Source organism: Kribbella sp. NPDC051770 (assembly GCF_040681455.1).
Taxonomy (GTDB): Bacteria; Actinomycetota; Actinomycetes; order Propionibacteriales; family Kribbellaceae; genus Kribbella.
In genome coordinates this window covers 199,352-222,920 of record NZ_JBFAYT010000004.1, presented here as the reverse complement: position 1 = coordinate 222,920, position 23,569 = coordinate 199,352, and the positions used below count along the sequence as shown (strand labels likewise).

Below are 23,569 nucleotides of genomic sequence, written 5' to 3'. Positions count from 1 at the left end.
ATCCCGTGTTCAGAAGAACCTTCATCCGCAGCGCCATCGCCGCGTCGGCCGTGTTCGCGCTCGCCGCGTGCGGGGGCGGCGAGGACCCGCTGGGCGGCGGCAACGACGCCGGCGGCGGCTCGGCGCCCGACAAGGTCGACTCGCTCACCGTCGGGTCCGCCAACTTCGCCGAGAGCCAGGTGCTGGCCGAGATCTACGGCCAGGCGCTGGAGGCCAAGGGCATCAAGGTCAACCGGAAGCTGAACATCGGCGCCCGGGAGCTCTACATGGCCGCGATCCAGGACAAGTCCGTCGACCTGCTGCCGGAGTACACCGGCGCGACGCTGGTCTACTTCAAGAAGGACGCCACCGAGAACGAGGCCGAGGCCGTCTACAAGGCCATCCCGGGCGTGCTGCCGGCCGGCCTGGAGGTGCTCGACAAGTCCGCGGCGGCCGACGAGGACGCGATCGTGGTCACCCCGGAGACCGCGCAGAAGTACTCGCTGAAGTCGATCGCCGACCTGAAGGCGGTCAGCAAGGACATGGTCGCGGGCGGCGGACCCGAGTTCAAGACGCGGACCGCGGGCCTGGCCGGGATGAAGGACAAGTACGGCGTCGAGTTCAAGGAGTTCAAGACGCTGGACGCCGGTGGCCCGCTGAGCCTGAAGGCGCTGAAGGACGGGACCATCCAGGTCACCCAGTTCTTCACCACCCAGTCGGCGATCAAGGACAACAACCTGGTCGTGCTCGAGGACCCCGAGCACATCCACCTGCCGAACAACATCGTTCCGCTGATCCGCACCGACCACAAGAGCCCCGACGTCGCCTCGACGCTGAACGCCGTCCAGGCCAAGCTCACGACTGACGACCTGACCGATCTGGTCAAGCGCGCCGAGGGCGGCAGCGAGTCCGCCGCCGCCGTCGCGAAGGACTGGCTGTCGAAGAACCCGCTGTCTTGACCTTCGAACAGCTCTGGACGGACCTGTCCGCCATCGGCCGTGACCCCCTCAGCGGGGGTTACCGCCGAGGCGGCTGGACCGACACCGAACGAGCGGCTACTGCGTGGTTCGTTGATCAGTGTGCGTCGCGGGGTCTGACGCTGGAGTCCGACGGCATCGGCAACCTGGTCGCCTGGTGGGACCCGGGCGAAGGCGGAGCGAGCTCCGGCTCGTCCTCGCTCTCCCCATCCCTTGCGCCCTCCGCCGGCGCAGCCGGCGGAGAGCGCAAGGGAGTGGTGACGGGCAGCCACTTGGACTCCGTCCTCGACGGCGGTGCGTTCGACGGCCCTCTCGGCGTCGTCTCCGCTCTTTCCGCCGTCGACCAGCTGCGAGCTGAAGGTTTCCAGCCCTCTGTTCCCATCGGCGTCGGCGCCTTCGTCGAGGAAGAAGGCTCCCGCTTCGGCATGCCCTGCCTCGGCTCCCGCGTCGCCGCCGGTGTGCTGGCTCCTGAAAAGGCTCTGGCGCTCCAGGACCGTACTGGCGTTTCCCTGGCGGCAGCTCTGGAAGCAGCCGGCACCGACCCCGCCGGCGTCGGCCCCTCACCGTTGCTGGACAAGATGGGCACCTTCGTCGAGCTCCACGTCGAGCAGGGCCGCGCGCTCACCGCCCCCGTCGGCGTCGCCTCCTCGATCTGGCCGCACGGCCGCTTCCGCTTCACGTTCTCCGGCGAAGCGAACCACGCCGGTACGACGCTGATGGAAGACCGCCACGACCCGATGCTCACCTACGCGATGACCGCCCTCGCGGCGAACAAGCAGGCCCGCCTGGCCGGCGCCCGCGCGACCTTCGGCCGCCTCTCGGTCGAACCGAACGGGACGAACGCCGTACCGTCGGAGGTCACCGCCTGGCTCGACGCCCGCGCGGCGTCGACCGAGATCCTGGAGTCGTTGCTAGAGGCAATCACCCGTCAGGCCACCGAGCGCGCCGACCGCGACGGCACGACGGTCTCCGTCACCCCGGAGTCGGTTTCTCCGGTGGTCGACTTCCCGGCGGGCCTCCGCGACCGTTTGTCCGGCGTACTGGACGGTGCGCCGATCCTCCCGACCGGCGCCGGGCACGACGCCGGGGTGTTCTCGGATGCGGGCATCCCGACCGCGATGCTCTTCGTCCGGAACCCGACGGGCATCTCGCACTCGCCGGCCGAGCACGCGGAGATGGACGACTGCCTGGCCGGCGTGGACGCGCTCGCCGCCGTACTGAAAGACCTCGCCAAATGACCTCCTACTGGTGCGCACGAGCAGTTCTCCCCACAGGCGTTGAAGATGCTGTCCTGGTGACCGTCACCGACGGACGGATCACAGCCGTCGACGTCGGTGCACCTCCTGGCACTGCGACCCGCCTCGACGGCCTCGTCCTCCCCGGCCTCGCGAACTGCCACAGCCACGCCTTCCACCGCGCCCTCCGCGGCCGCACGCAGACCGGGCGCGGCACCTTCTGGACCTGGCGCGACCAGATGTACGCGGTCGCCTCGAAGCTCACCCCTGACACCTACTACCGCCTCGCCCGCGCCGTCTACGGCGAGATGCTGCTCACCGGCATCACCGCCGTCGGCGAGTTCCACTACCTGCACCACGCCCCGGGCGGCCGCTGGTACGACGACCCGAACGCGATGGGCGAGGCGCTGATCGCCGCCGCCCGCGACGCCGGGCTGCGGATCGCGCTGCTCGACACCTGCTACGTCGCCGGCGGCATCGACCAGCCGCTGAACGACGTACAGCAACGCTTCAGCGACGGCGACGTGGTCGGCTGGGCCTCGCGGGTCAGCCGGTTGCAGGGCGCCGACGACGTGGTGATCGGCGCGGCGGCGCACTCGGTCCGCGGCGTCCCGGCCGACCAGCTCGGCGCCGTCGCCTCCTTGTTGCCTGAGGCCCCTTTGCATGTGCACCTGTCGGAGCAGGTCGCCGAGAACGACGCCTGCCTGGCGGCGTACGGGCGGACGCCGACGCAGGTGCTCGACGAGGCCGGCTTCCTGAGCGCGCGGACCAGCGCCGTGCACGCGACGCACCTGACCGGCGTCGACATCGACCGGATCGGCAGCTCCGCGACGTACTCGTGCTTCTGCCCGACCACCGAGCGGGACCTGGCCGACGGGATCGGCCCGTCGGTCGCGCTGCGGGCGGCGGGCTCGTCGGTGACGCTCGGTTCGGACAGTCACGCGGTGGTCGACCTCTTCGAGGAGATGCGCGCCGTCGAGCTGGACGAGCGGCTGGCCTCGCAGGAGCGCGGGCACTGGTCGGCGGCGGAGCTGCTCGCCGCGGCGACCGTCGACGGGCACCGTTCGCTGGGCTTCTCCGACGCCGGAACGATCGCCGTCGGTGCGCGCGCGGACCTGGTCGCGGTCCGGACCGACAGCGTGCGGACGGCCGGTACCGGTGCGTCGATCGAGACCGCCGTGTTCGCGGCGTCCGGCGCCGACGTCACCGACGTGGTCGTCGAGGGGCAGCTGCGCGTTGCCGATGGCAACCATTCGAAACTCGACGTCGGCGCCGAGCTGGCGGCCGCGATCGCGGAGGTGACATGAGCTCGTTGCTGCTGACCGGGATCAGCTCGCTGGTGACGAACGACCCGTCGCACGGGCCGCTGCTCGGCGAGTTGCACGACGCGGCGATCGTCATCGAGGGCAGCACAGTCGCCTGGGTCGGACCGCGGACCTCCGCGCCTTCAGCCGACTCGTCGCTCGACCTCGGCGACCGCGCGGTGGTGCCGGGGTTCGTCGACTCGCACGCGCACCTGGTGTTCGCCGGTGACCGCGCCGAGGAGTTCGCGGCCCGGATGACCGGTACGCCGTACAGCGCGGGCGGCATCCGGACGACGGTCGCCGCGACCCGCGCGGCCGCCGACGAGCAGCTCGCCGCGAACGTCGCCCGGCTGGTCGCCGAGATGCGCCGCCAGGGCACGACGACGGTCGAGATCAAGTCGGGCTACGGCCTGACCGCGGCCGACGAGGCCCGGTCGCTGGCGGTCGCGTCCGACTTCACCGACGAGACGACGTACCTGGGCGCACACGTCGTACCGGCCGAGTTCGCCGACGACCCGGCCGGCTACGTCGACCTGGTCACCGGCCCGATGCTCGACGCGGCCGCCAAGCACGCCAAGTGGGTCGACGTCTTCGTCGAACGCGGCGCTTTCGACGCCGACCAGGCCCGCACCATCCTCCGCGCCGGCCAGGCCGCAGGCCTCTCGGCGCGCGTCCACGCCAACCAACTCGGCGAGGGCCCCGGCGTCCAGGTCGCCTGCGAGGTAGGCGCCGCCGCAGCCGACCACTGCACGCACCTGTCGGACGCGGACATCGACGCCCTGGCCTCAGCCGGCGTCGTCGCGGGCCTCCTCCCCGCTGTCGAATTCTCCACCCGTTCCCCCTACCCCGACGCCCGCCGCCTCCTCGACGCCGGCGTCACCGTAGCCCTGGCCACCGACTGCAACCCCGGCTCCGGCTACTCCTCCTCCATCCCGTTCTGCATCGCCCTGGCCGTCCGCGAAATGCACATGACCCCCGCCGAGGCCCTCTGGTCCGCCACCGCCGGCGGCGCCGCCTCGCTGCGCCGCACGGACGTAGGCCACCTCTCCGTCGGCGCCCGAGCCGACCTGGCAGTCCTCGACGCGCCGTCGTACCTGCATCTGGCGTACCGCCCGGGCGTCCCACTGGTCACCCAAACCTTCGTCGGCGGCCGCCCGGCGTGAGGCGGACACCCACCACTCAGTAAGTCGCCCCCTCTCCACCTTCCACCGCTTGGCGAACCGCTCAGGCGGCATCCGGAAGGCGGTTAGTGAGTGGTGGGCGTTCAAGCGCTGCAAGTACCGCCTCGACCACCCACTCCGGGTCGTACATCACGTCCTCCCAGCTGAACCGCAGCACGAGCCACCCGTGCAGGCTGAGGTTGACCAGCCGACGACAGTCGCGGACCAACGCCTTCCGGGTGCCGTGGTGCTCGAAACCGTCGGCCTCGAGTGCGATCCGCCGGCGGCGGTGACCGAGGTCCAGCCGGGCGCTGAATCCAGCACTCCGTACCTGGACCTGGGGCTCGAAGCCGTCGATTCCCGCCTCGATCAGGATGACCCGGAGCGCCGACTCCAGCACCGACTCGGCCCGCCCGTCCGCCAGCCCGACAACCCTCTGAATCCGCCGCCGGTTCGGTCCCACCAGCCGCGCCGAGGCGTCCGACAGTTCGGCGTGATCGACCAGGCCGAGGTGCAACGCCGAGTCGGCGACCGAGAGCGCGTCGCTCAGCGGCAACGTCCTGGCGCAGTCGAGAACGGTCCGCACCGGGGTGGTCACGTCGTCGAGCACCGGCACATCGGACCAGTGCAGGACACACGGAAGGCCAGCTCGTCGTCGTTGCCGTCCGACCGGGACAGTCACATGCGGAAGCGCCGGTGCCGAGAGGACTCCCATCCGCCAGTGCTGAGCCGCGCTGAGGTGCGACACCGCGCCGCCCTGACTCCGTGCCGCGGTGAGCGCCGCAGGCGCCTCCGGAAGTGCGTAGACGCCCTTGGCGACCCGCCGGATCGTTCCGGCGGCGAGCGCCGCGCGGATCGCACGCGCGGACACCACGGCCCGGAGATCGGCGAACCCCGCGCTGCCACCACGCCGCGCAAGCACCTCGCCGACCTCAGCCACCGCAGCAGCATGGCGGATCAGCACTGCCGGGCGCCTTTCGTCGTCCACAGGCGGACGCCCACCACTCACTAAGTGCCTCCCTGCGGGGACGTGCGGCCTGATCTGAGCGTGGGGATAGGAGCCGGGCTGCAGTTAGTGAGTGATGGACGTCCGCATGTGAAAGCGTGGGTGCATGAGTCGCGTGGTGATTGCCCAGACCATTGCCGGTCAGCTGCCCTACTTCCCGAGCGCCATCCGCCTGACCGACGGCCGGGTGCTCGTGGTGTGGCGGGAAGGGCTGGGGCACGTGCGGAGTGTGGGGCGCATCGTCGCGGCCGAGAGCGCTGACGACGGGCGGACCTGGTCGGAGTCTCGGGTGGTCGTCGACACGCTCTCCGACGACCGGGACCCGATGCTGGTGCAGCTGGGCAACGGGGACATCCTGCTGAGCTACTTCCAGATCGAGTGGGCGGTGCGGCCGTACACCTGTCCGGGGGTGTTCGTGGCTCGCTCGGTGGACGGGGGTGCTTCGTGGGGTGAGCCGGTAGCGGTGGGGTCCGCGATGGTGGATCACGAGACTGCCGAGGTTTGGCACAGCTTCCGGGCGGGGCACATCGTGGCGCACGGGCAGATCCTGGAGCTGCCGGGTGGGGACCTGCTGGCGCCGGTCTACGGGGTGTTCCCGGGGGACCGGAACCACTCGGCGAGTGTGGTGCGGTCGACGGACGGCGGGCTGACCTGGCCGGCAGCGCAGGAGGTCGTGCTGGGGCGTAGGGACGGGCGGGAGTACCAGGAGCCGGTGCTGACGTTGTTGCCGGGCGGACAGGTCGTCGCGCTGCTGCGGACCGATGAAGAGGCAGAACTCGTCCGCAGCGACGACAACGGGCTGACCTGGTCGGAGCCGGAGCTGTGCGGGCTGCACGCTTCGTCGGCTGACACGTTGACTCTGTCGGACGGCGCTGTGCTGCTGGCGTTCGGGGACGTGTCGAAGCAGTTCAACCCGGGGCGGCCGACGGTGGCGACCATCATCGGTGACCCGCTGGGCCGGTGGGACCAGGACGCGCTGCGCGTGGTCATCGACGCCGGCCGGGACACTCTGGACCAGGCCAACCCCGCGGTCGTCGAGCTGCCCGGCGACGAGCTGCTGGTGATCAGCTACGACATCTTCACCCGGCGGATCGTCGGCGAGCTCCTGCCGAGGGCGGCGCTGCAGTAGACCGGCGCTGCAGCAAACAGGCGCTGCCGTAACCCGGCGCTGCAGTAACCCTGGCCCTGCATAAACCTGATGCGCCCACCGGCCGACCTCGTCACCCTTGGAGGGTGACCAGGTCGGCAGTGCACCAGCAGGCCCGTGGCGGCGTCCGCGGGCAGTTGCGCGCTGCCATCCGCTGGCGGCAGGACCGCGTGGACCGCTGGGCCTCCGCCGACCTCACCGGCTGGTGGCGCGACGCCGAGCTGCTCCGCGACCTCGGCCCTGCCCTCGCCGGCCTGTACGACGAGCAGCCGACCGTCGTGGTCGGCCCGGTGTCGCGCGGTGCGATGGTCGGCGCCCTCACCGCCGCCGCGCTCGAGGTCGGGTTCGTGGAGGCCCGCAAGGAGATCGCCCAGGCGACCGACAGCGACCAGTGGGTCTACCGGACCACCGGACCGGACTACCGCGACCGCAACCTGGTGTTCGGCTTCCGCCGCGGCCTGCTCCGGTCCGGCGACCAGGTGCTGATGGTCGACGACTGGGCAGCCAGCGGCGCCACCGCGCGCACGATCCGGTCGCTGGTCGAGGACTGCGGCGCCCGCTTCCTGGGCGCCGCCTGCATCGTGGACGGCCTCACCGACCCGCGGCTGCGGCACGACCTGCCGCTGCGCGCGCTGCTCGACGTACGAACGCTCTAGCCAGATCGCCTGTACGGCGTACTGCCGCCGGCTAGGTCAGCTCCTTCGACAGCATCGCGCTGGTGGTGCCGTCGGGGCGCTGCAGCTTGCCGACCTCGACGAAGCCGCGGGCCGCGTGCAGGGCCAGCGACGGGATGTCCGGCGGGTCCGACTGGACCCGGCAGACCAGCCGGTCGAACGGCTTGGCGGCGCGCTCGACAGCGCGGTAGACGGAGGTGGCGATGCCCTGGCGGCGGTACGGCTCGGCGATCACCAAGCGGTCCAGGTAGAGGTAGCGGTCGGCGTAGGTGTCGGCGAACCACTGGAAGTCCAGGCCGTCGAACGCGGATCCGGGGGCGAAGGTGAGGACGAAGCCGGCGAGGTCGCCGTCCACGTCGACGACGGCGGCGTGGGCGGCGATCAGGCGCAGCCAGTCCAGCCGGTCGGGGCCAAGTCTGTCGAGGTGCTCCTCGGCGGCGTTGAGGGCGAGTACGGCGGCCTCGTCAACGGTGGACAGTGGGCGGAGTTTCACCTGGTCAGCCTCCCACGGCAAGCGCTTTCAGCGGCAGGGGTCGGATCAGGGCCGGACAGGGGTGAACCCGGAAATTCCGGGGCCGGGGTTGGGAATGACCTGAGGGTGGTGCAATGTTGAGCCAGGTGTACTCAAGTCTGCCGGATCGATGTCCGGAGAGGATTTGAAAGTTCGGTCACAGACCGGCAACATTGAGTCTGCATCACTCAACTTCGTGGAGGTAACGCACATGGCCCGCGCGGTCGGTATCGATCTCGGTACGACGAACTCCGTCATCGCCGTACTGGAAGGTGGCGAGCCCACCGTCATCCCCAACGCCGAAGGTGCCCGTACGACGCCCTCGGTCGTGGCCTTCGCCAAGAACGGCGAGGTCCTGGTCGGCGAGGTGGCGAAGCGCCAGGCCACCACGAACGTCGACCGTACGATCCGTTCGGTCAAGCGCCACATGGGCGAGGACTGGAACGTCTCGATCGACGGCAAGAAGTTCACCCCGCAGCAGATCAGCGCGTTCGTGCTGCAGAAGCTGAAGCGCGACGCCGAGGCGTACCTCGGGGAGCAGGTCACCGACGCGGTCATCACCGTGCCGGCCTACTTCTCCGACGCGCAGCGCCAGGCGACCAAGGAGGCCGGCGAGATCGCCGGCCTGAACGTGCACCGGATCGTCAACGAGCCGACCGCGGCCGCGCTGGCCTACGGCCTGGACAAGGGCACCGAGCAGACCATCCTGGTCTTCGACCTCGGTGGCGGCACCTTCGACGTGTCGCTGCTGGAGATCGGTGACGGCGTCTTCGAGGTGAAGGCGACCTCCGGTGACAACCACCTCGGTGGTGACGACTGGGACCTGCGCATCGTCCAGTGGCTGGTGACCCAGTTCAAGAACAAGAACGGCACCGACCTGTCCGGCGACAAGATGGCCATGCAGCGTCTGCAGGAGGCCGCCGAGAAGGCCAAGATCGAGCTGTCCAGCGCCGCTGAGACCTCCATCCACCTGCCGTACCTGAGCCTCACCGATTCCGGCCCGCTGCACCTGGAGGAGAAGCTCTCCCGCGCCGAGTTCCAGAAGCTCACCAACGACCTGCTCGAGCGCGCCCGCGCGCCGTTCAAGGCCGTCATCAAGGACGCCGGCATCGACGTCAGCAAGATCGACCACGTGATCCTGGTCGGCGGTTCGACCCGGATGCCGGCCGTCGCCGAGCTGGTCAAGGAGCTGACCGGTGGCAAGGACCCGAACAAGGGTGTGAACCCGGACGAGGTCGTCGCCGTCGGCGCCTCCCTGCAGGCCGGTGTGCTGAAGGGTGAGGTCAAGGACGTCCTGCTGCTCGACGTGACCCCGCTGAGCCTGGGCATCGAGACCAAGGGTGGCGTGTTCACCAAGATCATCGAGCGCAACACCACGATCCCGACCAAGGGTTCGGAGATCTTCACCACCGCCGAGGACAACCAGCCGTCGGTGATGATCCAGGTCTACCAGGGCGAGCGCGAGATGGCCCGCGACAACAAGTCGCTGGGCAACTTCGAGCTGACCGGCCTGCCGCCGGCGCCGCGCAACGTGCCGCAGATCGAGGTCACCTTCGACATCGACGCCAACGGCATCGTGCACGTCAACGCCAAGGACCTGGCCACCGGCAAGGAGCAGCGGATGACGGTGACCGGTGGCTCCGCGCTGCCGAAGACCGACATCGACCAGATGGTCCGCGACGCCGAGCAGTACGCCGAGGAGGACCGCAAGCGCCGCGAGGCCGTCGAGTCCCGCAACCAGGCGGAGGGCTTGGTCTACCAGACCGAGAAGTTCCTCGAGGAGAACGAGGACAAGATCCCCGACGACGTCAAGACCGAGGTCAAGGACGGCGTCGCGGAGCTGAAGAAGGCGCTCGAGGGTGACGACGCCGAGGTGATCAAGACCGCCTCGGAGAAGCTCGCCCAGTCCAGCCAGAAGATGGGTGCCGCGATGTACGCGAACGCCCAGGCGGCCGGCGACGGCGCGGCCCAGGACGGCCCGTCCGACGGCGACGCGACCCCGAACAACGACGACGACGGTGTCGTCGACGCCGAGATCGTGGACGAGGACCGCCCGCAGGACTCCAAGCCCGAGGACACCAAGTGACCGATCGTCCGACCGGACCTGGCAGCGAGTTCGGCGACGGGGACCCCGTCGTCCGCGACAAGCGCCGGATCGACCCGGAGACCGGCAACCTGCGGGAGCCCGGCGAGCCCGTCTCGTCGGCCCCCGCGGGGGGTGCGGCACCAGGAATGCCCGGTACGCCGGGCGCCCAGCCGCCGCGCGACCCGTCCGACCTGATCGGCCCGTCGGCCCAGGAGGCCCTGCTGACCGAGGCGCTCGCCGAGCGTACGGCCGACCTGCAGCGTCTGCAGGCGGAGTACGTGAACTACAAGCGCCGGGTCGACCGGGACCGCGAGGCGAACCGCGAGGTCGTGATCGGCTCGGTGCTGACCGAGCTGCTGCAGACCCTCGACGACGTCGGCCGGGCCCGTGAGGCCGGTGAGCTCGAGGGCGCCTTCAAGGCGGTCGCGGAGTCGCTGGAGCGGGTCACCGAGAAGCTCGGCCTGGTCAAGTACGGCGAGGTCGGCGACGCCTTCGACCCGCGCATCCACGAGGCGCTGCTGCACAACTACTCCGACGAGGTCGACGGACCGACCGCGACGCTGGTCATGCAGCCGGGCTACCGGCTGGGTGAGCGGATCCTGCGGGCGGCCCGGGTGGCGGTGTCGGAACCGACCGAGCAGCTGCCGGGGGCAGAAGGCAACGATGACGACAACGACCAGGCAACTGACAAGCCTGCGGAGTAAACGGCGGGAGGTGGGACGTCGATGAGTACGAAAGACTGGTTGGAGAAGGACTTCTACAAGGTGCTCGGCGTCTCCAAGACCGCCGAGGCCGACGAGATCAAGAAGTCGTACCGCAAGCTGGCGCGCAAGTACCACCCGGACTCCAACGCCGGGGACGCGTCGGCGGAGGCGAAGTTCAAGGAGGTCTCCGAGGCCTACGACGTGGTCGGCGACGCCAAGAAGCGCAAGGAGTACGACGAGGCGCGGCGGCTGTTCGGCAGCGGCGGGTTCCGGATGCCGGGCAGCGGCGGCGGCACGCAGGGCGGCGGCTTTGGCTTCGACGTCGGTGACCTGTTCAACCGCGGCGGCGCGAGCTCCGGTTCCGCCGGCGGCGGCCTGGGCGACATCCTGGGCGGCATGTTCGGTGGTGGTGGCCGGACGACGACCACTACCTCGACCGCGCGGCCGCGCCGGGGTGCCGACATCGAGACCGAGGCGACGATCGAGTTCGGCGAGGCCGTCAACGGCGTCACCGTGGCGCTCCGGATGACCAGCGACGAACCCTGCAAGACCTGTCGCGGGACCGGCGCGAAGTACGGCACCGTGCCGAAGGTCTGCCTGAAGTGCGAAGGCACCGGCATGCAGACCTCGGTCCAAGGTGGCGTCTTCGCGATGACCGAGCCCTGCACCGAGTGCAAGGGCCGCGGTCTGGTCGTCGACCAGCCGTGCGAGACCTGCCACGGCTCCGGCCGCGGCCAGTCGAGCAAGACCATGCAGGTCCGCATCCCCGCGGGCGTGCAGCACGACCAGCGGATCCGGCTCAAGGGCAAGGGCGCGGCCGGCGAACGGGGTGGCCCCGCGGGCGACCTCTACGTCACCGTGCACGTCACCCCGCACCGGATCTTCGGCCGCCAGGGTGAGCACCTGACCCTCGCGGTACCGGTCAGCTTCACCGAGGCCGCGCTGGGCGCCGAGATCAAGGTCCCGACGCTCGACGGCCTGCCGGTGACGGTCCGCATCCCCGCCGGTACGGCGAACGGCAGCAAGCTGCGCGTCCGTGGCAAGGGATCGGTCCGCCGCGACGGCAGCAAGGGCGACCTGCTGCTGACGCTGGAGGTGCAGGTGCCGCACGAGCTGACCGACGAGCAGCGCGAGAAGCTGCAGGAGTTCAGCTCGGCGGCGGACCAGCCTGATCTGCGGGCCGGGTTGTTCGGGAGCGCGTGATGGCCCCGAGCGCAAGCAGCCGGCCGTTCGGCCAGGTGCCGACCTGGGACGACCGCACCCCGATCTACGTGATCTCGGTGGCGGCCCAACTCGCCGGCATGCACCCGCAGACCCTGCGCCAGTACGACCGTCTGGGCCTGGTGGTCCCGAGCCGCGCCAGCGGCCGGGGTCGCCGGTACTCGGCGTACGACGTGGCCCGCCTGCGCTACGTCCAGCACCTGTCGCAGGAGGAGGGCGTGAACCTCGCCGGCATCCGGCACATCCTGGAGCTGCAGTCCGAGGTCGAGGGCCTGCGGCACCGGGTGAACCAGTTGCTGGCCGAGGTGCAGCGTGGGGTCGGGGTCTCCCGTCGCTCGACGGCCAGCCGGGTGTTCTCGGCCGGTCCCGCGGGCGACGTGATCGCGATGGGCCGCCAGCAGACGACGACGCGGTGGATCCGCACCGAGCCGCTGGAGATCGGCCCGCGCTGAGCGCGTTTTTCGTTGCAAGAAGCCCGGTTCAGGGAGTCCTGGACCGGGCTTCTTGCGGTCCGGAGTCGCGAGATGTTCATATTTCGGCCCTTGCCGTCCGGGCGCGGCCGATTACCGTGGAGTGGTGACGGTGACTCTGGAGACTGAGCGGCTGCTGATCCGGGACTGGGTCGAGGGGGACGCGGAGGCCGCGCTGGAGATCTACGGCGCCGCGGACGTGGCGCAGTGGTTGTCCCCGGCCATCGAGCAGGTGGCCGACGAGGCGACGATGCGGATGGTGCTCGGCGCCTGGATCGAGGCCCAGCCGAACTTCGTGGTGCCGGCCGGCCGCTGGGCGGTCGTCCGCAAGGACACCGGCGAGGTGATCGGCGGGATGCTGATCCGGCTGCTGCCGCCGTACGAGGAGGACCTGGAGATCGGCTGGCAGCTCAAGCCGGCCGCCTGGGGGCAGGGCTTCGCGAGCGAGGCGAGCCGGGCGCTGATGAAGTGGGCGTTCGACGACGCGGACACCGACGAGCTGTACGCGGTCGCGCGGCCGCACAACAAGCGGGCGATCGCGACCGCGCAGCGGCTCGGGATGGAGTGGGTCGGCGAGACCGACAAGTACTACGACCTCAACCTGCAGGTCTACCGGATCAGGGCGGCCGACTTCCTGTCGCCGAGCAGCACGCTCTGACCGATCAGGAACGCCACACCGACCAGCACGTACGCCGAACCGATCACGTGCTCCGGCAACGACCAGTCACGCCCTTCCGCCGCCAGGAGCGTGTGCGGGCCGACGACGAACGTCGCCAGGACCAGGGCTGCGTACCAGCGTCTGGTCAGCATGAGCACCGCCGGCGCGATCCACACCCAGTGGTGCGACCAGCTCACCGGTGAAGCGAGCAGGCCCCAGACAGCGACCGCCAGTAGCGCGGTGACGTCGTTGCCCTCGGCCCTCCGTCTCCAAGCGACCAGCCAGGTCAGTACGCCGCTAGCAGCAACCAGCGCGAGCCACACCACAGTCCGGGCTGGGCCTTCGTCCATGACCCGCGCCAGCACGGCCTGGAAGCACTGGTTGAAGGCGTACGTCGCTCCGCCGATCCGGTCCGGGTCGAAGAGCACTCCGAACCAGTAGTCGTGCGAGTCGCCGGGTGCCAGCGCCCAGGCCAGCAGCGTGACCCCGGCGAAGCTCAGCGCCGACACCGCCGCCGAGCGGTAGTCACGGCGTACCAGGAAGAACACCACGAAGACGGCCGGCGTCAGCTTGATGGCAGCGGCCAGACCGACCAGGAGACCGCGCGGCCACCGGGTCCTCGGCAGCAGGCAGTCCAGCGCGACCAGGCCCATCAGGATCAGGTTGACCTGGCCGAAGCCGATCGTGGACCGCACTGGTTCCAGTGCCATCGCCAGCAGCGTGCCGGACAGCCCGATGACCGCCGCACGCCGGTTCCAGCCGTGCAGCCGGGCGCTGACCACCAGCAGGGTGGCGGCGAGCCCAGCGACGCTCGCCGCGTTCATCAGCAGCTCGGCGACGGTGAACGGTACGGCGTACAGCGCAGTGAAGAGGATCGCGGCGATCGGGGGATAGGTGAAGGGCAGCCGGATGCCGGGGACGAAGTCGGCGAAGCGCTCGGAGTACAGGCTGATTCCGTGCAGCCAGGCGTAGCCGCCGGTCCGGTAGACCTTCAGGTCCAGCGATCCGGCGTACAGCGTGTAGAGGACGGGCAGCAGGGCGACCAGTCCGGCCAGGACGAGGACGCGGCGGTCACGCAGCACGGCGACGCAGTCCGTAGAGCGCCAGGCCGATCGTGGCGACCGCACACAGCGCGTAGGAGTTGCCGGCCACCAGTTGGAGGCCGTGGTGCGTGTACTCCTTGTCTCCCAGGTACGGCGTGTGCCATGGGAGGCCGAAGGCGGTCGTGACCAACCAGGCCAGTGCCAACCCACCTGCTGCCTTACTGCGCAGGCGGAGAGCATGGTGAGTCAGTACGGCGATGATCGGCAGCGCCCAGACCCAGTGCCCGGTCCAGGAGATCGGCGAGACCAGTACGCCGACCAGCGACGTCAGCAGCACAGACTCGACGACCAGTCCCTGCTCGTAGGCCTTCCGGACGACGAAGAACCCCAGCGCCAGCGTGATCGCGACCGCCAGCATCCAGTACGGCGCGATGCCGTCGATCCCGCCGTTGATCCGGGCGAAGACGCCACGCCAGGCCTGGTTGCTGATGAAGTGCGTCGCGCCCGGCCGGCTCGGGTCGAAGATGTAGTGGCCCCAGAACTGCCGGGAGGCGTCCGGCATCGCGATCGCGCCGGCCACCATCGTGCCAACGGTCGCGGCGGCGGCCGTGGCTGCCTCGCGGTAGCGACGGGTGACGAGCAGGTAGACGATGAAGATGCCCGGCGTCAGCTTGATCCCGGTCACGACGCCGACCAGGACGCCGCGGAACCTCGGCGGCAGGTGCCCGAGCAGGTCGACCAGCAGCAGCGCGGTGAGGATCAGGTTCACCTGGCCGAGGTCGAAGGTGGAGCGGACCGGCTCCAGTGCCACCCCGGCGGCCCCGACGGCCATGCCGATCGCGGCGACCCGGTAGCGCGTCCACTGCGGCCGCAGCGCACGCAGGGTGACCATGCCGATCACCAGCAGGGCCGAGGCGTTCAGCAGCGACATCAGCACCCGGCCGCCCGACGTACCGAGCAGGGCGACCGGCGCGAAGACCAGCGCGGCGAACGGTGGGTAGGTGAACCCGAGGGCCATGTCCTTCGGGTAGGCCAGGTGGGCGGTGTAGATGTCCTGGCCGTTCAGGAAGGCCTGCGCGGACACGACGTACACGCGCAGGTCGTACTGGAGCGAGATCGGCGACCAGTTCCACAGGCAGAGCGCCAGGAAAATGATGCCGGCGGCAACCAGCGGGAGAACCGGACGACGGGTCCGGACGGCTGGGCGAACGGGGGGACTGATGGTCATGGTCACGACCCTCGCCGCGCGGACCCCTCCGGCACATCGCCGCCGAGAGCCAGCTGCGGTCGCCGGTGCGAGTGACCCGCCACGCCGGGGGATCACTCCAAAGAGTGACGGCCCGGGACCCTGCGCACGCGCAGAATGGCGGGGTGACCGCTGAAGCCGTGCCCGCCGCGTCGCCGCGCCGCCGTGCGCTGCGGCCGTTGGTGGTGGACGTCGTGGTCGCCGCGGTCATCACGCTGGCCCTCGACAGCCTCTACGTGTGGATGGCTCCGCCCTGGAACTCGCTCTACCCGCCGCCGTCGACGGCGGCCCAGCTGGTCATGCTCTCGCCGCTCTCGCTGGTCCTCCTGCGCAGGCGGCCTGAGGTGCCGGCGGTGGTGCTGGCACTCGCCGCCTCCATCGCAGCGCCCGTTCTCGAGCCGGTTCCGGTGCTGGCCTGTGTCGCCTTGGCGATGTTCTTCCTGGGGCTCCGACGCTCCCGGCGGTACGCCGCGACGGTCGCGCTCGTCGTACTGGCGATCCCCGTCGTGCAGCAGCACGTGCTGCCGTTCCGGGCCTTCGACTACCTGGACGTCGAGGCGCTGCCTACCTGGTCGTCGACGCTGATGGTCCTCGCCGTGCTGGCAGCGAGCGTGGCAGCCGGTGGCTACGTGCGCAGCACGAGCTGGGCCTCCGCTGCCTTTGGCAACAAGTTGCTGCAGCTGCTGGACGACCCTGTCTTCCGGACCTGGATGGATGGCCTGGTAGCCGCCGGTCTGCTCGTCCTGATGGTCCGCGAGCTGCAGAACGCCCCGGTGGGTGGTGACTGGAGCGACGCCCAGCAGTGGGTCTTGCTGCTGACCGCCGCGGCGCCGGCGTCCATGACCCTGCGGCGCAGGATCCCCGAGATCCCGCTGGTACTACTGGCCTTCACCTGCCTGGTGATCTACCCGCTGGCTCAGACGCAGTGGGTGCTGCTCACCGCCTTCGCCCTGGCGCTCTACTCGATCGGTGTCCACCGCACCTGGTGGAAGTCCGCCCTGTACGCCGGTACGACGCTGATCGCGCTCCGCGTGATCAGCTGGCTGCTCCACGACGGCCCGTCGGCCCGACTGATCGTGGCCGACCTGTACTCCGTCGGTGACGCCCGCATGGCCGAGTTGCTGCAGCGCATCTGGCCGGTCTGGCTGTCCGCCTCGCTGGCCCTGGCCTGGGCGATCGGGCTGCTCACCCAGCTCGCCCTGCAGAACCGGCAGGCCGCCGAGCGCGAGGCCGTGCTGGTCCAGAAGAACCAGGAGCAGGAGCAGCTCCAGGTGCTGCTCGAAGGCCGCTCCCAGATCGCCCGGGACCTGCACGACGTGGTCGCGCACCACGTGAACCTGATCGTCATCCAGGCCGAGACCGGTCCGGACCTGATGCAGCGGGAGCGTGACGACGTACTGGCCGGGTTCCAGCGGATCGGTGACGCCGGCCGGAAGGCGCTGGGCGAGCTGGACCGGATGCTGTCCGCGCTCCGCGACGCCCACGGCATCCCCGACCCGGCGCTGACGCCGCAGCCGGGCCTGGCGGACCTGCGGTCACTCGTCGATGGGCTGGCCGACCAGAACCTGCCGGTGACGTTCGAGCTGCGCGGCTCTGTGGACGACGTACCAGCCGGGGTGCAGCTCACGGCGTACCGGCTGGTGCAGGAGGCGCTCACCAACGTGGTGAAGCACGCGCAGGCGAGCCGCGTGGCGATAGTGGTCGAGGCGGCACCGGAGGGCCTGACAACGCGGGTCAGCGACGACGGAAAGGGCTTCGACCCAGCCCGTACGCCGGACGGCCGGCACGGGCTGACCGGAATGCGGGAGCGCGTCCGCATCCACGACGGGACGCTGCAGCTCGACACCTCCCCGGGCAGCGGGACCAGCGTCATCGCCTGGCTCCCGGTGGGGCAGCGGTGATCGCCGCGGTCCGGCGGCTGTTCGCGGACGCCACCGGTGACGTGGTGCTGGCGGTCCTGGCGATCGGGCTGACCCAGGTCTGGGTGCTGCAGTCGACGGACGACTGGATCTACGCCCGCCTGGGCTTCCCGATCGTCGTCGTCGCGGTCCCGGCGCTGATCGTGCTCTGCCGGATCGAGCCGGTGCTCGCGGCAGCCGGGCTGGCGGCCGGTGCGTTCGGGTCCCTGCTGATCGGCAACGTGAACTGGGCGGTCCTGGCCGGCTGCTGCCTCGCGCTGTGGTGGCTGCCGGCTCGCTGCGACCGGCGGACCGTGGTGATCACCGTCGCCGGTGTGGTCCTGCTGCCGTTCGCGGTGAACCTGATCCGGCTCGACCTGGTGTCGATCGCCCTGCCGAGCGTCTACGAGTCAGTGCGGGACGACAACGGTCAGGTGATCGGGGAGATGCTGGGGATCCCCGGCGCCCGTTTCGACCGCATCTACGACCTGGCCTGGCCCTGGTGGTACTCGGCGCTGCTCCTGCTCGTCGCTGTGGCCGGCTGGCTGTGGTGGTCGCGGCACCGCGCCGGGACCGACGTGAAGGCGGAGTGGCAGCGGCGGCAGGAGCTGGGCGCGTTCCTGCGGCGGTCCGACCGGGAGCTGTTGCTGGACGCAGTACTGGCTGCTGTCGCGTCGTCGTTCATCCTGCTCGACCTGGTCCGCGACGTGGCCAAGGACGGCAACTGGTGGACCGCTCCTGGCTGGATGCCGTACGCCGTCGCCTATTCCGCGCTCACGCTGGTGCTGCGGCGCCGCTGGCCCGTCGTACCGGTGGTTGTGCTCGCGGTGAGCGCGCTGCTGACGTACTGGCAGACGTGGGACAGCTGGTCGGTGCTGGGAGCGCTCGGCCTGGCGCTGTACTCGCTGGCAGCCGGGCGGCTCAAGCTGCGCTGGGTGCTGGTGAGTGCTGTCAGCGTGCTGAGCGCTCTGCCGCTGATCGCGGTGCTGGTGCGCTACCAGCAGATGATCCTGATCTTCCCCGAGCTCGACGAGCAGCCGTTCACCTTCGGCATCCCCGAGGACGGCACCCTGCACAACACCGTGTACGACGCTCTGGTCGACCGGAAGTGGCCGGTGTCCCTGTCGCTGCTTCTGCTGCTCCCGCTGTCGCTGGGCTTCCTGGCCAGGCTCTACCGGCGCAACCGGGAGGCGTCGCAGCGAGAGGCGGTGCTGGAGCGCGCCGCGGCGGAGCAGGACGCGGCACAGGTCGTGCTGACCGAGCGGTCGCACATCGCCAGGGACCTGCACGACGTGGTGGCGCACGCGGTGAACCTGATGGTGATCCAGGCCGAGACCGGACCGGACCTGGTCGCTCGCGGCGACCAGGACGTGCTGGCAGGCTTCCAGCGGATCGGTGACGCTGGCCGGCGAGCGCTGGGCGAGCTGGACCGGATGCTGTCGGCGCTGCGCGATGCTGACGGCGTACCGGATCCGGAGCTGACCCCGCAGCCCGGGTTGTCCGACCTGCGGCGGCTGGTGCAGGACGTGGCGCACGACGGGCTCACAGTGCAGCTCGACGTTCAGGGGGAGACGGAGCTGGCGCCGACCGGGCACCAGTTGGCGGCGTACCGGTTGGTGCAGGAGGCGTTGACGAACGTGGTGCGGCACGCGGAGGCGACCAAGGTGGTGGTGATGCTCGACGTACAGGCCGAGGAGCTGCGCGTGCAGGTGAGCGACGACGGGCACGGGTTCGACCCGGAGGTGGCGCGGGCCGGCGGGCGGCACGGGCTGGCCGGGATGCGCGAGCGGGTCCGGATCCATCACGGCACGCTGACCATCGACGCCGGCCCGGGGCGCGGGACCACGGTCGCGGCCCGGATCCCTTTGACGGCTGAGGTTTCGCGATGATCAAGGTGATGGTGGTCGACGACCAGGACCTGGTCCGGGACGGGATCTCGATGATCCTGGACGGGCAGCCGGACATCGAGGTGGCCGCGCAGGCCGTCGACGGCGCCGACGCGATCCGGCAGGCGGCCGCGCTGCTCGACCTGCGGGTGGTGCTGATGGACGTCCGGATGCCGGTGATGGACGGGATCGAGGCGACCCGGCGGCTGGTCCAGGGCCCGAACCCGCCGAAGGTGGTGATCCTGACCACCTTCGACCTCGACGAGTACGTGTACGACGCGCTGCGCGCCGGCGCCAGCGGGTTCCTGCTCAAACGGTCGTCGCGGGACGAGCTGATCAACGCGGTCCGGGTGATCGCCGACGGCGACGCGCTGCTGGCGCCACCGGTGACCCGGCGGCTGCTGGACCGCTTCGCCCGCAGCCGGCCGGACCCCGACGAGTCCGGCCGGCTGGACGAGCTGACCGCGCGCGAGCGCGAAGTTCTCCGACTGGTTGCCGAGGGCAACTCGAATGCCGAGATCGCCGCTGTGCTGCACCTGACCGAGCACACGGTCAAGACGCACGTCAGCCGGATGCTGACCAAGACCGGGCTGCGAGACCGGGTGCAGGCGGTGATCCTCGCCTACGACACCGGCCTCGTCGAGCCGCGGCCGCTCGATCAGCGGACCAGTCCGTAGGCCCTGGTCACCTCCTGCACCAGGGTGTTGCCGTCGCTGTCCTGCGCGGACAGCTTGAGTGAGGGCGTCTGGCCGGCCTGGCTGTTCGGGTGCGTGACCGTCGTGGTCCAGCCGCCGGCGGTCTGCTTCAGGGCGAGCGCGGTCCACGTGCTGCCGTCGTACGAGACGGACAGCTTGGGCTTGCTGAACTTGGCTGCGCTCTGCGAACCGGTCTGGTGGTGCAGCTTCAGCGTGATGGTCGTCGGCTTGCCGGTGCGGACCTGGCTGCGGGCGTCGGCCTGCGGGACGTCCAGGCCTGCACTGATGAACGGCATGACCTCGTCAGCGCCGCCCTTGCTCTTCCAGGTCCAGGTGGACTTCACCTGGGTGGAGTACTTCCAGTACTTGTTCTCCCGACGGGTGTCCAGCGTGGCCCGGTAGCTCGCAGCGTCGTCCGGCAGCTCCAGCCAGATGCCGGTGTCCTCAGCAACGCCGACCTCCTCTCCGTTGCGCTCCAGCGTGAGCAGGCTGCCGCCGTTGTTGTACGGCGCTGCGTACTCCTGCTGGTGCTGAAACGGGCTCACCTGAACCAGCAGCCCGCCCTCGGCCCGCATGACGCCCTGGACGCCGTCAGGCAGCCCGCTGACGAGCACCGGGGCCAGCCAGCGCTCGCTGGTCCGCGTACCCGGCCGGTACGTCGCCGGAGCACCGTGCGTCTCCATCGCTTCGCCGTCGTCGGTGTTGTTGTAGTACACGCCGCTCTGCCAGGTCAGCCCGGTGTCGGCCTGGACGTAGGACGTGCGCTGGTACGGCGTGGCGAACGTCGGAACCAGCCAGCCGCCGAACTCGTTGCCGCCCGGCGTCAGCGTTCCGCGCGCCTCCGACGTCTGCATGCCGTCGGTGTGGCTGCCGAACGTCTCGTCGACGCGCGCCAGCTGGTTGCGCTTGACCACGTGCGTGCCCACGGCGGGGATCCGGTTCTTCCAGGGCTGCATGAGGTCGTAGACGTACGGCGTACTGGCCAGGCCTGTTAGTTCGACAGTCTTGGGGCCGCCCTTCAGCAGCGCCTGGGCGATCGCCCGTGACGTGCGCATGGCCGGGATGGTGGCGTCCTGATCGCCGTACGCCCAGTAGCTGAAGAGGCCGTTCATGCCGGGGACGTCCGGGTTGTAGAGCAGCGCCGCGGCCGCACCGGCGTCCTCGGCGGCCCGGACGACCTGGCCGTTCCAGCGCGGGTCGGAGTCGCTGAGCTTGATCAGAGCGAGCTTGCCCTTGACGCCCTTCAGCTCGTCCGGGGTGGCCGTGCCGGCGTCGTACAGGGGGAGGGTCTTGGTGCCGGTGAAGCGGGGACCGAAGTAGAAGTCGAGTACCTCTGTTTCTTTGCCCTTGACCTTCAGCTTGTACGGCGGCTGCTCGAGCCGGGCGCCCAGTGCGAACTCGGAGCTACCGGTGGTGAGCTGGGTCGTCGGTGTCGCGCTGGTCAGCCGGGCCGCGCCGGTCCAGGAGACGCCGGTGCCGCCGGTGGTGACGCCGTCGCCGTTCTTGACCGTGAAGCCCATCATGCGCTCCCTGGCCTGGAGGCCGTTCGCGCCCTGGGCGGTGACATCGATCGGCTTGGCCTTGCGCGCGTCGAGGGTGACAGCGGAGTTCTTGTCGACGTGGATCTCGTTGCTGGACAGGACGGAGTACTCCTGCGCCCTGGTGTCGGTCGGATCGGTGAAGAGCAGCGCCGAGACGACGTACCGGCCCGGTGCGAGCCGCGCGGTGGCCTTGCCGTCCTTGAGCGGCACGGTGTTGTCCGGTGTCGGGTCGCCGTCGAGACGGGCGATGTTGACCTCGGTCTGCGCGGCGCTGCCGTCCTTGGAGATGCCCTGGATCGCCAGGTCGTACATCTCGGGCTCGGCGTACCAGCCGAAGGTGGTGACGACCGGGTCGCTGTTGGCCGGCGTCGCGGTGATGCGGCCGGAGTACTTGCCGGCGCCTGCCGCGGCTCGATCGAAGGTGACCGTGGCCTGTGCGCTGCCGTTGGCCGGTACGACGAGCTGCGTGGTGCTGAACGTCGGAGCCGCCTGTGCTGGGTCGATGGATGCGCTGAGCTGCAGCGTCACCGGCTGGGCGGTCGGGTTGGTGTAGGTGAGGACCTTGGCGAGCTGCTCCTTCGCGGGGAACGGCCAGCGGAGGGTGCCCAGCTCCAGCTCGCCGGTGTCGACCGTCACCGACTGGTCGGTGGCCTGGTCGGCGTCGACGCGGCCGGCGCCTTCCTCGTCGACCCTGGCCTGCTGCGGGTCGGCGGTGGAGATCAGCTGCGCCTTGAGCTGGTCGGCGTTCCAGTCCGGGTGGGCCTGGGCGATCAGGGCCGCCGTACCGGCGACGTATGGGCTGGCCATCGACGTACCGCTGGCTGCGGTGTAGTTGTCGTCGACAGGTTCGCCCAGCTCGGTGCCGGCCGCCCGGGCGGCGACGATGCCGGTGCCGGGTGCGGACAGCTCGGGCTTGACGGCGCCGTCACCCGCGCGCGGGCCGCGGCAGGAGCGGCTGCTCAGGGAGCCGTCGCGCTCGAGGTTGCCGACCGCGAGGGCCTTGTCGGCCGCACCGGGCGAGGTGATGCTGCCGGGCTGCGGGAAGAAGCAGTTGCCTGCAGCAACGACGAAGAGGGTGTCGCCGCTCAGCCGGTTGAGCGCCTGGGAGACGTCGTCGGTGCCGTCGGAGGGCTCCTGGCTGCCGAGGCTCAGGTTGACCACGTCGGCGCCCTGGGCGACCGCCCACTCCATCCCGGCGATGATGCCGGAGAAGCTGCCGGAGCCGGTGTCGTCGAGGACCTTGCCGACCAGCAGCGTGGCGTCGGGGGCGACGCCCTTGTACTTGCCGCCGGAGGCCGCGCCGGTGCCGGCCGCGATGCTGGCGACGTGGGTGCCGTGACCGTGGTGGTCCACGGTGTCGGCGGTGTCGGTGAAGTTCTGCTGGGCCCCGATCCGGCCGGTGAAGTCGGCGTGGTTCGGGTCGATGCCGGAGTCGAGGACGGCGATCTTGACGCCCTTGCCGGTCAGGCCGCGCTGCCAGGCGGCGGGGCCGCCGATCTGCGGCACGCTCTCGTCGAGCTGGACCTTCACCTTGCGGTCCAGCGAGACCTTCTGGATGCCGGGCGTGCTGAGGAAGTCCCTGGCGCGGGACTTGTCGACCTTGGCGGCGCGGGCGCCGATGCTGGTCAGCGCGCGCGAGCTCGTGACGCCTTTCAGTGCAGCCTTCTGGGCGTACCGGACGATGACGGGCAGGGTCTTCGTCGTTGCGTCGTCCTGGCCTTCGGCCAGCAGCGTGGTGACGTCGAACAGGGCGCGGTCGAGGCGTCCCGACCTGACGTCCTCGCGGGCAGCTTCCGGTACGACGTACGTGTGGCCGCCGCTGTAGGTGGTGACGGCGGCAGTTGAGCGGCTGGTGGGTCCTGGCTCGAACACGACACGTTCCGGCTGGCCGGGACGGCGGCTGACCTGGACGCGGTCGCCGGTGACGAGGGTGATCCGGGTGCTTGGTGGCGCGCCGTTGTCGGGCGTGGGCGGTTGAGCGGCAGTGGCGGTGGGTGGCAGCGCGCTCACGGTGAGCACGGTGGCCAGCACAGGGGCGATCCAGCGATGACGCAAGAGTCCTCCACAGGCAGAAAGTTGTCGTTCTGGAAGACGTGTTCCGCCTGCACATTGGTTCTGTCGGACGAAA

The 23,569-nt window shown here is 70.3% G+C and carries 19 protein-coding genes; 14 read left to right on the top strand and 5 right to left on the bottom strand.

What is annotated here, in order from left to right; genetic code table 11:
* Positions 1-5 precede the first annotated feature (5 nt).
* The 4 genes from AB0M01_RS15895 to hutI are packed head-to-tail and all read left to right on the top strand — an operon-like array spanning position 6 to position 4,658.
* Positions 6-938 (top strand): ABC transporter substrate-binding protein, encoded by a 933-nt coding sequence (locus AB0M01_RS15895; RefSeq protein ID WP_363669835.1) that lies wholly within the window; start codon positions 6-8, stop codon positions 936-938.
* The gene (locus AB0M01_RS15890; RefSeq protein WP_363669833.1) at positions 935-2,194 is read left to right on the top strand and encodes an allantoate amidohydrolase; all 1,260 of its coding nucleotides are present in this window, start codon (positions 935-937) and stop codon (positions 2,192-2,194) included. Before AB0M01_RS15895 ends, AB0M01_RS15890 begins: the two co-directional genes overlap by 4 nt.
* Positions 2,191-3,498 (top strand): formimidoylglutamate deiminase, encoded by a 1,308-nt coding sequence (locus AB0M01_RS15885; protein ID WP_363669831.1) that lies wholly within the window; start codon positions 2,191-2,193, stop codon positions 3,496-3,498. Before AB0M01_RS15890 ends, AB0M01_RS15885 begins: the two co-directional genes overlap by 4 nt.
* Positions 3,495-4,658 (top strand): imidazolonepropionase, encoded by a 1,164-nt coding sequence (gene hutI / locus AB0M01_RS15880; protein WP_363669829.1) that lies wholly within the window; start codon positions 3,495-3,497, stop codon positions 4,656-4,658. Before AB0M01_RS15885 ends, hutI begins: the two co-directional genes overlap by 4 nt.
* Before the next feature lie 61 nt (positions 4,659-4,719).
* On the opposite strand, the gene AB0M01_RS15875 is transcribed toward hutI, so the two are convergent.
* A complete protein-coding gene (locus tag AB0M01_RS15875; protein WP_363669827.1) occupies positions 4,720-5,619 on the bottom strand; it encodes a DUF559 domain-containing protein in 900 nt (299 codons plus the stop codon).
* 148 nt (positions 5,620-5,767) lie between these two features.
* On the opposite strand from AB0M01_RS15875, the gene AB0M01_RS15870 reads away from it, so the two are divergent.
* The gene (locus AB0M01_RS15870; protein ID WP_363669824.1) at positions 5,768-6,790 is read left to right on the top strand and encodes a sialidase family protein; all 1,023 of its coding nucleotides are present in this window, start codon (positions 5,768-5,770) and stop codon (positions 6,788-6,790) included.
* Between the two features lie 104 nt (positions 6,791-6,894).
* Positions 6,895-7,464, top strand: coding sequence for a phosphoribosyltransferase family protein (locus AB0M01_RS15865; RefSeq protein ID WP_363669822.1), 570 nt, complete (start codon positions 6,895-6,897; stop codon positions 7,462-7,464).
* A gap of 31 nt (positions 7,465-7,495) precedes the next feature.
* Here AB0M01_RS15865 and AB0M01_RS15860 read toward each other — a convergent pair whose 3' ends face one another.
* Positions 7,496-7,975, bottom strand: a complete 480-nt coding sequence (locus AB0M01_RS15860; protein ID WP_363669820.1) for a GNAT family N-acetyltransferase — start codon at positions 7,973-7,975, stop codon at positions 7,496-7,498.
* A gap of 229 nt (positions 7,976-8,204) precedes the next feature.
* Here AB0M01_RS15860 and dnaK point away from each other — a divergent pair, with 229 nt between their 5' ends.
* The 5 genes from dnaK (at position 8,205) to AB0M01_RS15835 (ending at position 13,132) form a co-directional block, all read left to right on the top strand.
* Entirely contained in the window at positions 8,205-10,079 is a 1,875-nt protein-coding gene (gene dnaK / locus AB0M01_RS15855) for a molecular chaperone DnaK (RefSeq protein ID WP_363670570.1), read from the top strand.
* A complete protein-coding gene (gene grpE, locus AB0M01_RS15850) occupies positions 10,076-10,783 on the top strand; it encodes a nucleotide exchange factor GrpE (RefSeq protein ID WP_363669818.1) in 708 nt (235 codons plus the stop codon). Before dnaK ends, grpE begins: the two co-directional genes overlap by 4 nt.
* A 21-nt stretch (positions 10,784-10,804) precedes the next feature.
* Entirely contained in the window at positions 10,805-11,986 is a 1,182-nt protein-coding gene (gene dnaJ, locus AB0M01_RS15845; protein ID WP_363669816.1) for a molecular chaperone DnaJ, read from the top strand.
* Positions 11,986-12,456: a helix-turn-helix transcriptional regulator gene (locus AB0M01_RS15840; protein ID WP_363669815.1), complete on the top strand. Its 471-nt coding sequence runs from the start codon at positions 11,986-11,988 to the stop codon at positions 12,454-12,456. The genes dnaJ and AB0M01_RS15840 overlap by 1 nt, the downstream gene beginning before the upstream one ends.
* A 124-nt stretch (positions 12,457-12,580) precedes the next feature.
* Complete coding sequence (locus AB0M01_RS15835; protein WP_363669813.1) at positions 12,581-13,132, top strand: GNAT family N-acetyltransferase; 552 nt, start codon at positions 12,581-12,583, stop codon at positions 13,130-13,132.
* Here the strand turns inward: AB0M01_RS15835 and AB0M01_RS15830 are convergent.
* Both AB0M01_RS15830 and AB0M01_RS15825 read right to left on the bottom strand, forming a co-directional pair.
* Entirely contained in the window at positions 13,084-14,214 is a 1,131-nt protein-coding gene (locus tag AB0M01_RS15830; protein ID WP_363669811.1) for a glycosyltransferase 87 family protein, read from the bottom strand. The genes AB0M01_RS15835 and AB0M01_RS15830 overlap by 49 nt on opposite strands.
* A complete protein-coding gene (locus AB0M01_RS15825; protein ID WP_363669809.1) occupies positions 14,204-15,403 on the bottom strand; it encodes a glycosyltransferase 87 family protein in 1,200 nt (399 codons plus the stop codon). Before AB0M01_RS15825 ends, AB0M01_RS15830 begins: the two co-directional genes overlap by 11 nt.
* Before the next feature lie 143 nt (positions 15,404-15,546).
* Here AB0M01_RS15825 and AB0M01_RS15820 point away from each other — a divergent pair, with 143 nt between their 5' ends.
* The 3 genes from AB0M01_RS15820 to AB0M01_RS15810 are packed head-to-tail and all read left to right on the top strand — an operon-like array spanning position 15,547 to position 19,882.
* Positions 15,547-17,322, top strand: coding sequence for a sensor histidine kinase (locus AB0M01_RS15820; RefSeq protein WP_363669806.1), 1,776 nt, complete (start codon positions 15,547-15,549; stop codon positions 17,320-17,322).
* On the top strand, positions 17,319-19,208 hold the full coding sequence (locus AB0M01_RS15815) for a sensor histidine kinase (RefSeq protein WP_363669804.1): 1,890 nt from the start codon (positions 17,319-17,321) through the stop codon (positions 19,206-19,208). Before AB0M01_RS15820 ends, AB0M01_RS15815 begins: the two co-directional genes overlap by 4 nt.
* A complete protein-coding gene (locus tag AB0M01_RS15810; RefSeq protein ID WP_363669802.1) occupies positions 19,205-19,882 on the top strand; it encodes a response regulator transcription factor in 678 nt (225 codons plus the stop codon). Before AB0M01_RS15815 ends, AB0M01_RS15810 begins: the two co-directional genes overlap by 4 nt.
* Here AB0M01_RS15810 and AB0M01_RS15805 read toward each other — a convergent pair.
* Positions 19,864-23,496 (bottom strand): S8 family serine peptidase, encoded by a 3,633-nt coding sequence (locus tag AB0M01_RS15805; RefSeq protein WP_363669800.1) that lies wholly within the window; start codon positions 23,494-23,496, stop codon positions 19,864-19,866. The genes AB0M01_RS15810 and AB0M01_RS15805 overlap by 19 nt on opposite strands.
* Positions 23,497-23,569: the final 73 nt, after the last annotated feature.

Coding starts and splice junctions, on each gene's coding strand:
- AB0M01_RS15840 (WP_363669815.1), top strand. CDS start 11,986: ATGGCCCCGAGCGCAAGCAGCCGGCCGTTCGGCCAGGTGCCGACCTGG.
- dnaK (WP_363670570.1), top strand. CDS start 8,205: ATGGCCCGCGCGGTCGGTATCGATCTCGGTACGACGAACTCCGTCATC.
- AB0M01_RS15870 (WP_363669824.1), top strand. CDS start 5,768: ATGAGTCGCGTGGTGATTGCCCAGACCATTGCCGGTCAGCTGCCCTAC.
- AB0M01_RS15885 (WP_363669831.1), top strand. CDS start 2,191: ATGACCTCCTACTGGTGCGCACGAGCAGTTCTCCCCACAGGCGTTGAA.
- dnaJ (WP_363669816.1), top strand. CDS start 10,805: ATGAGTACGAAAGACTGGTTGGAGAAGGACTTCTACAAGGTGCTCGGC.
- AB0M01_RS15825 (WP_363669809.1), bottom strand. CDS start 15,403: ATGACCATCAGTCCCCCCGTTCGCCCAGCCGTCCGGACCCGTCGTCCG.
- hutI (WP_363669829.1), top strand. CDS start 3,495: ATGAGCTCGTTGCTGCTGACCGGGATCAGCTCGCTGGTGACGAACGAC.
- AB0M01_RS15810 (WP_363669802.1), top strand. CDS start 19,205: ATGATCAAGGTGATGGTGGTCGACGACCAGGACCTGGTCCGGGACGGG.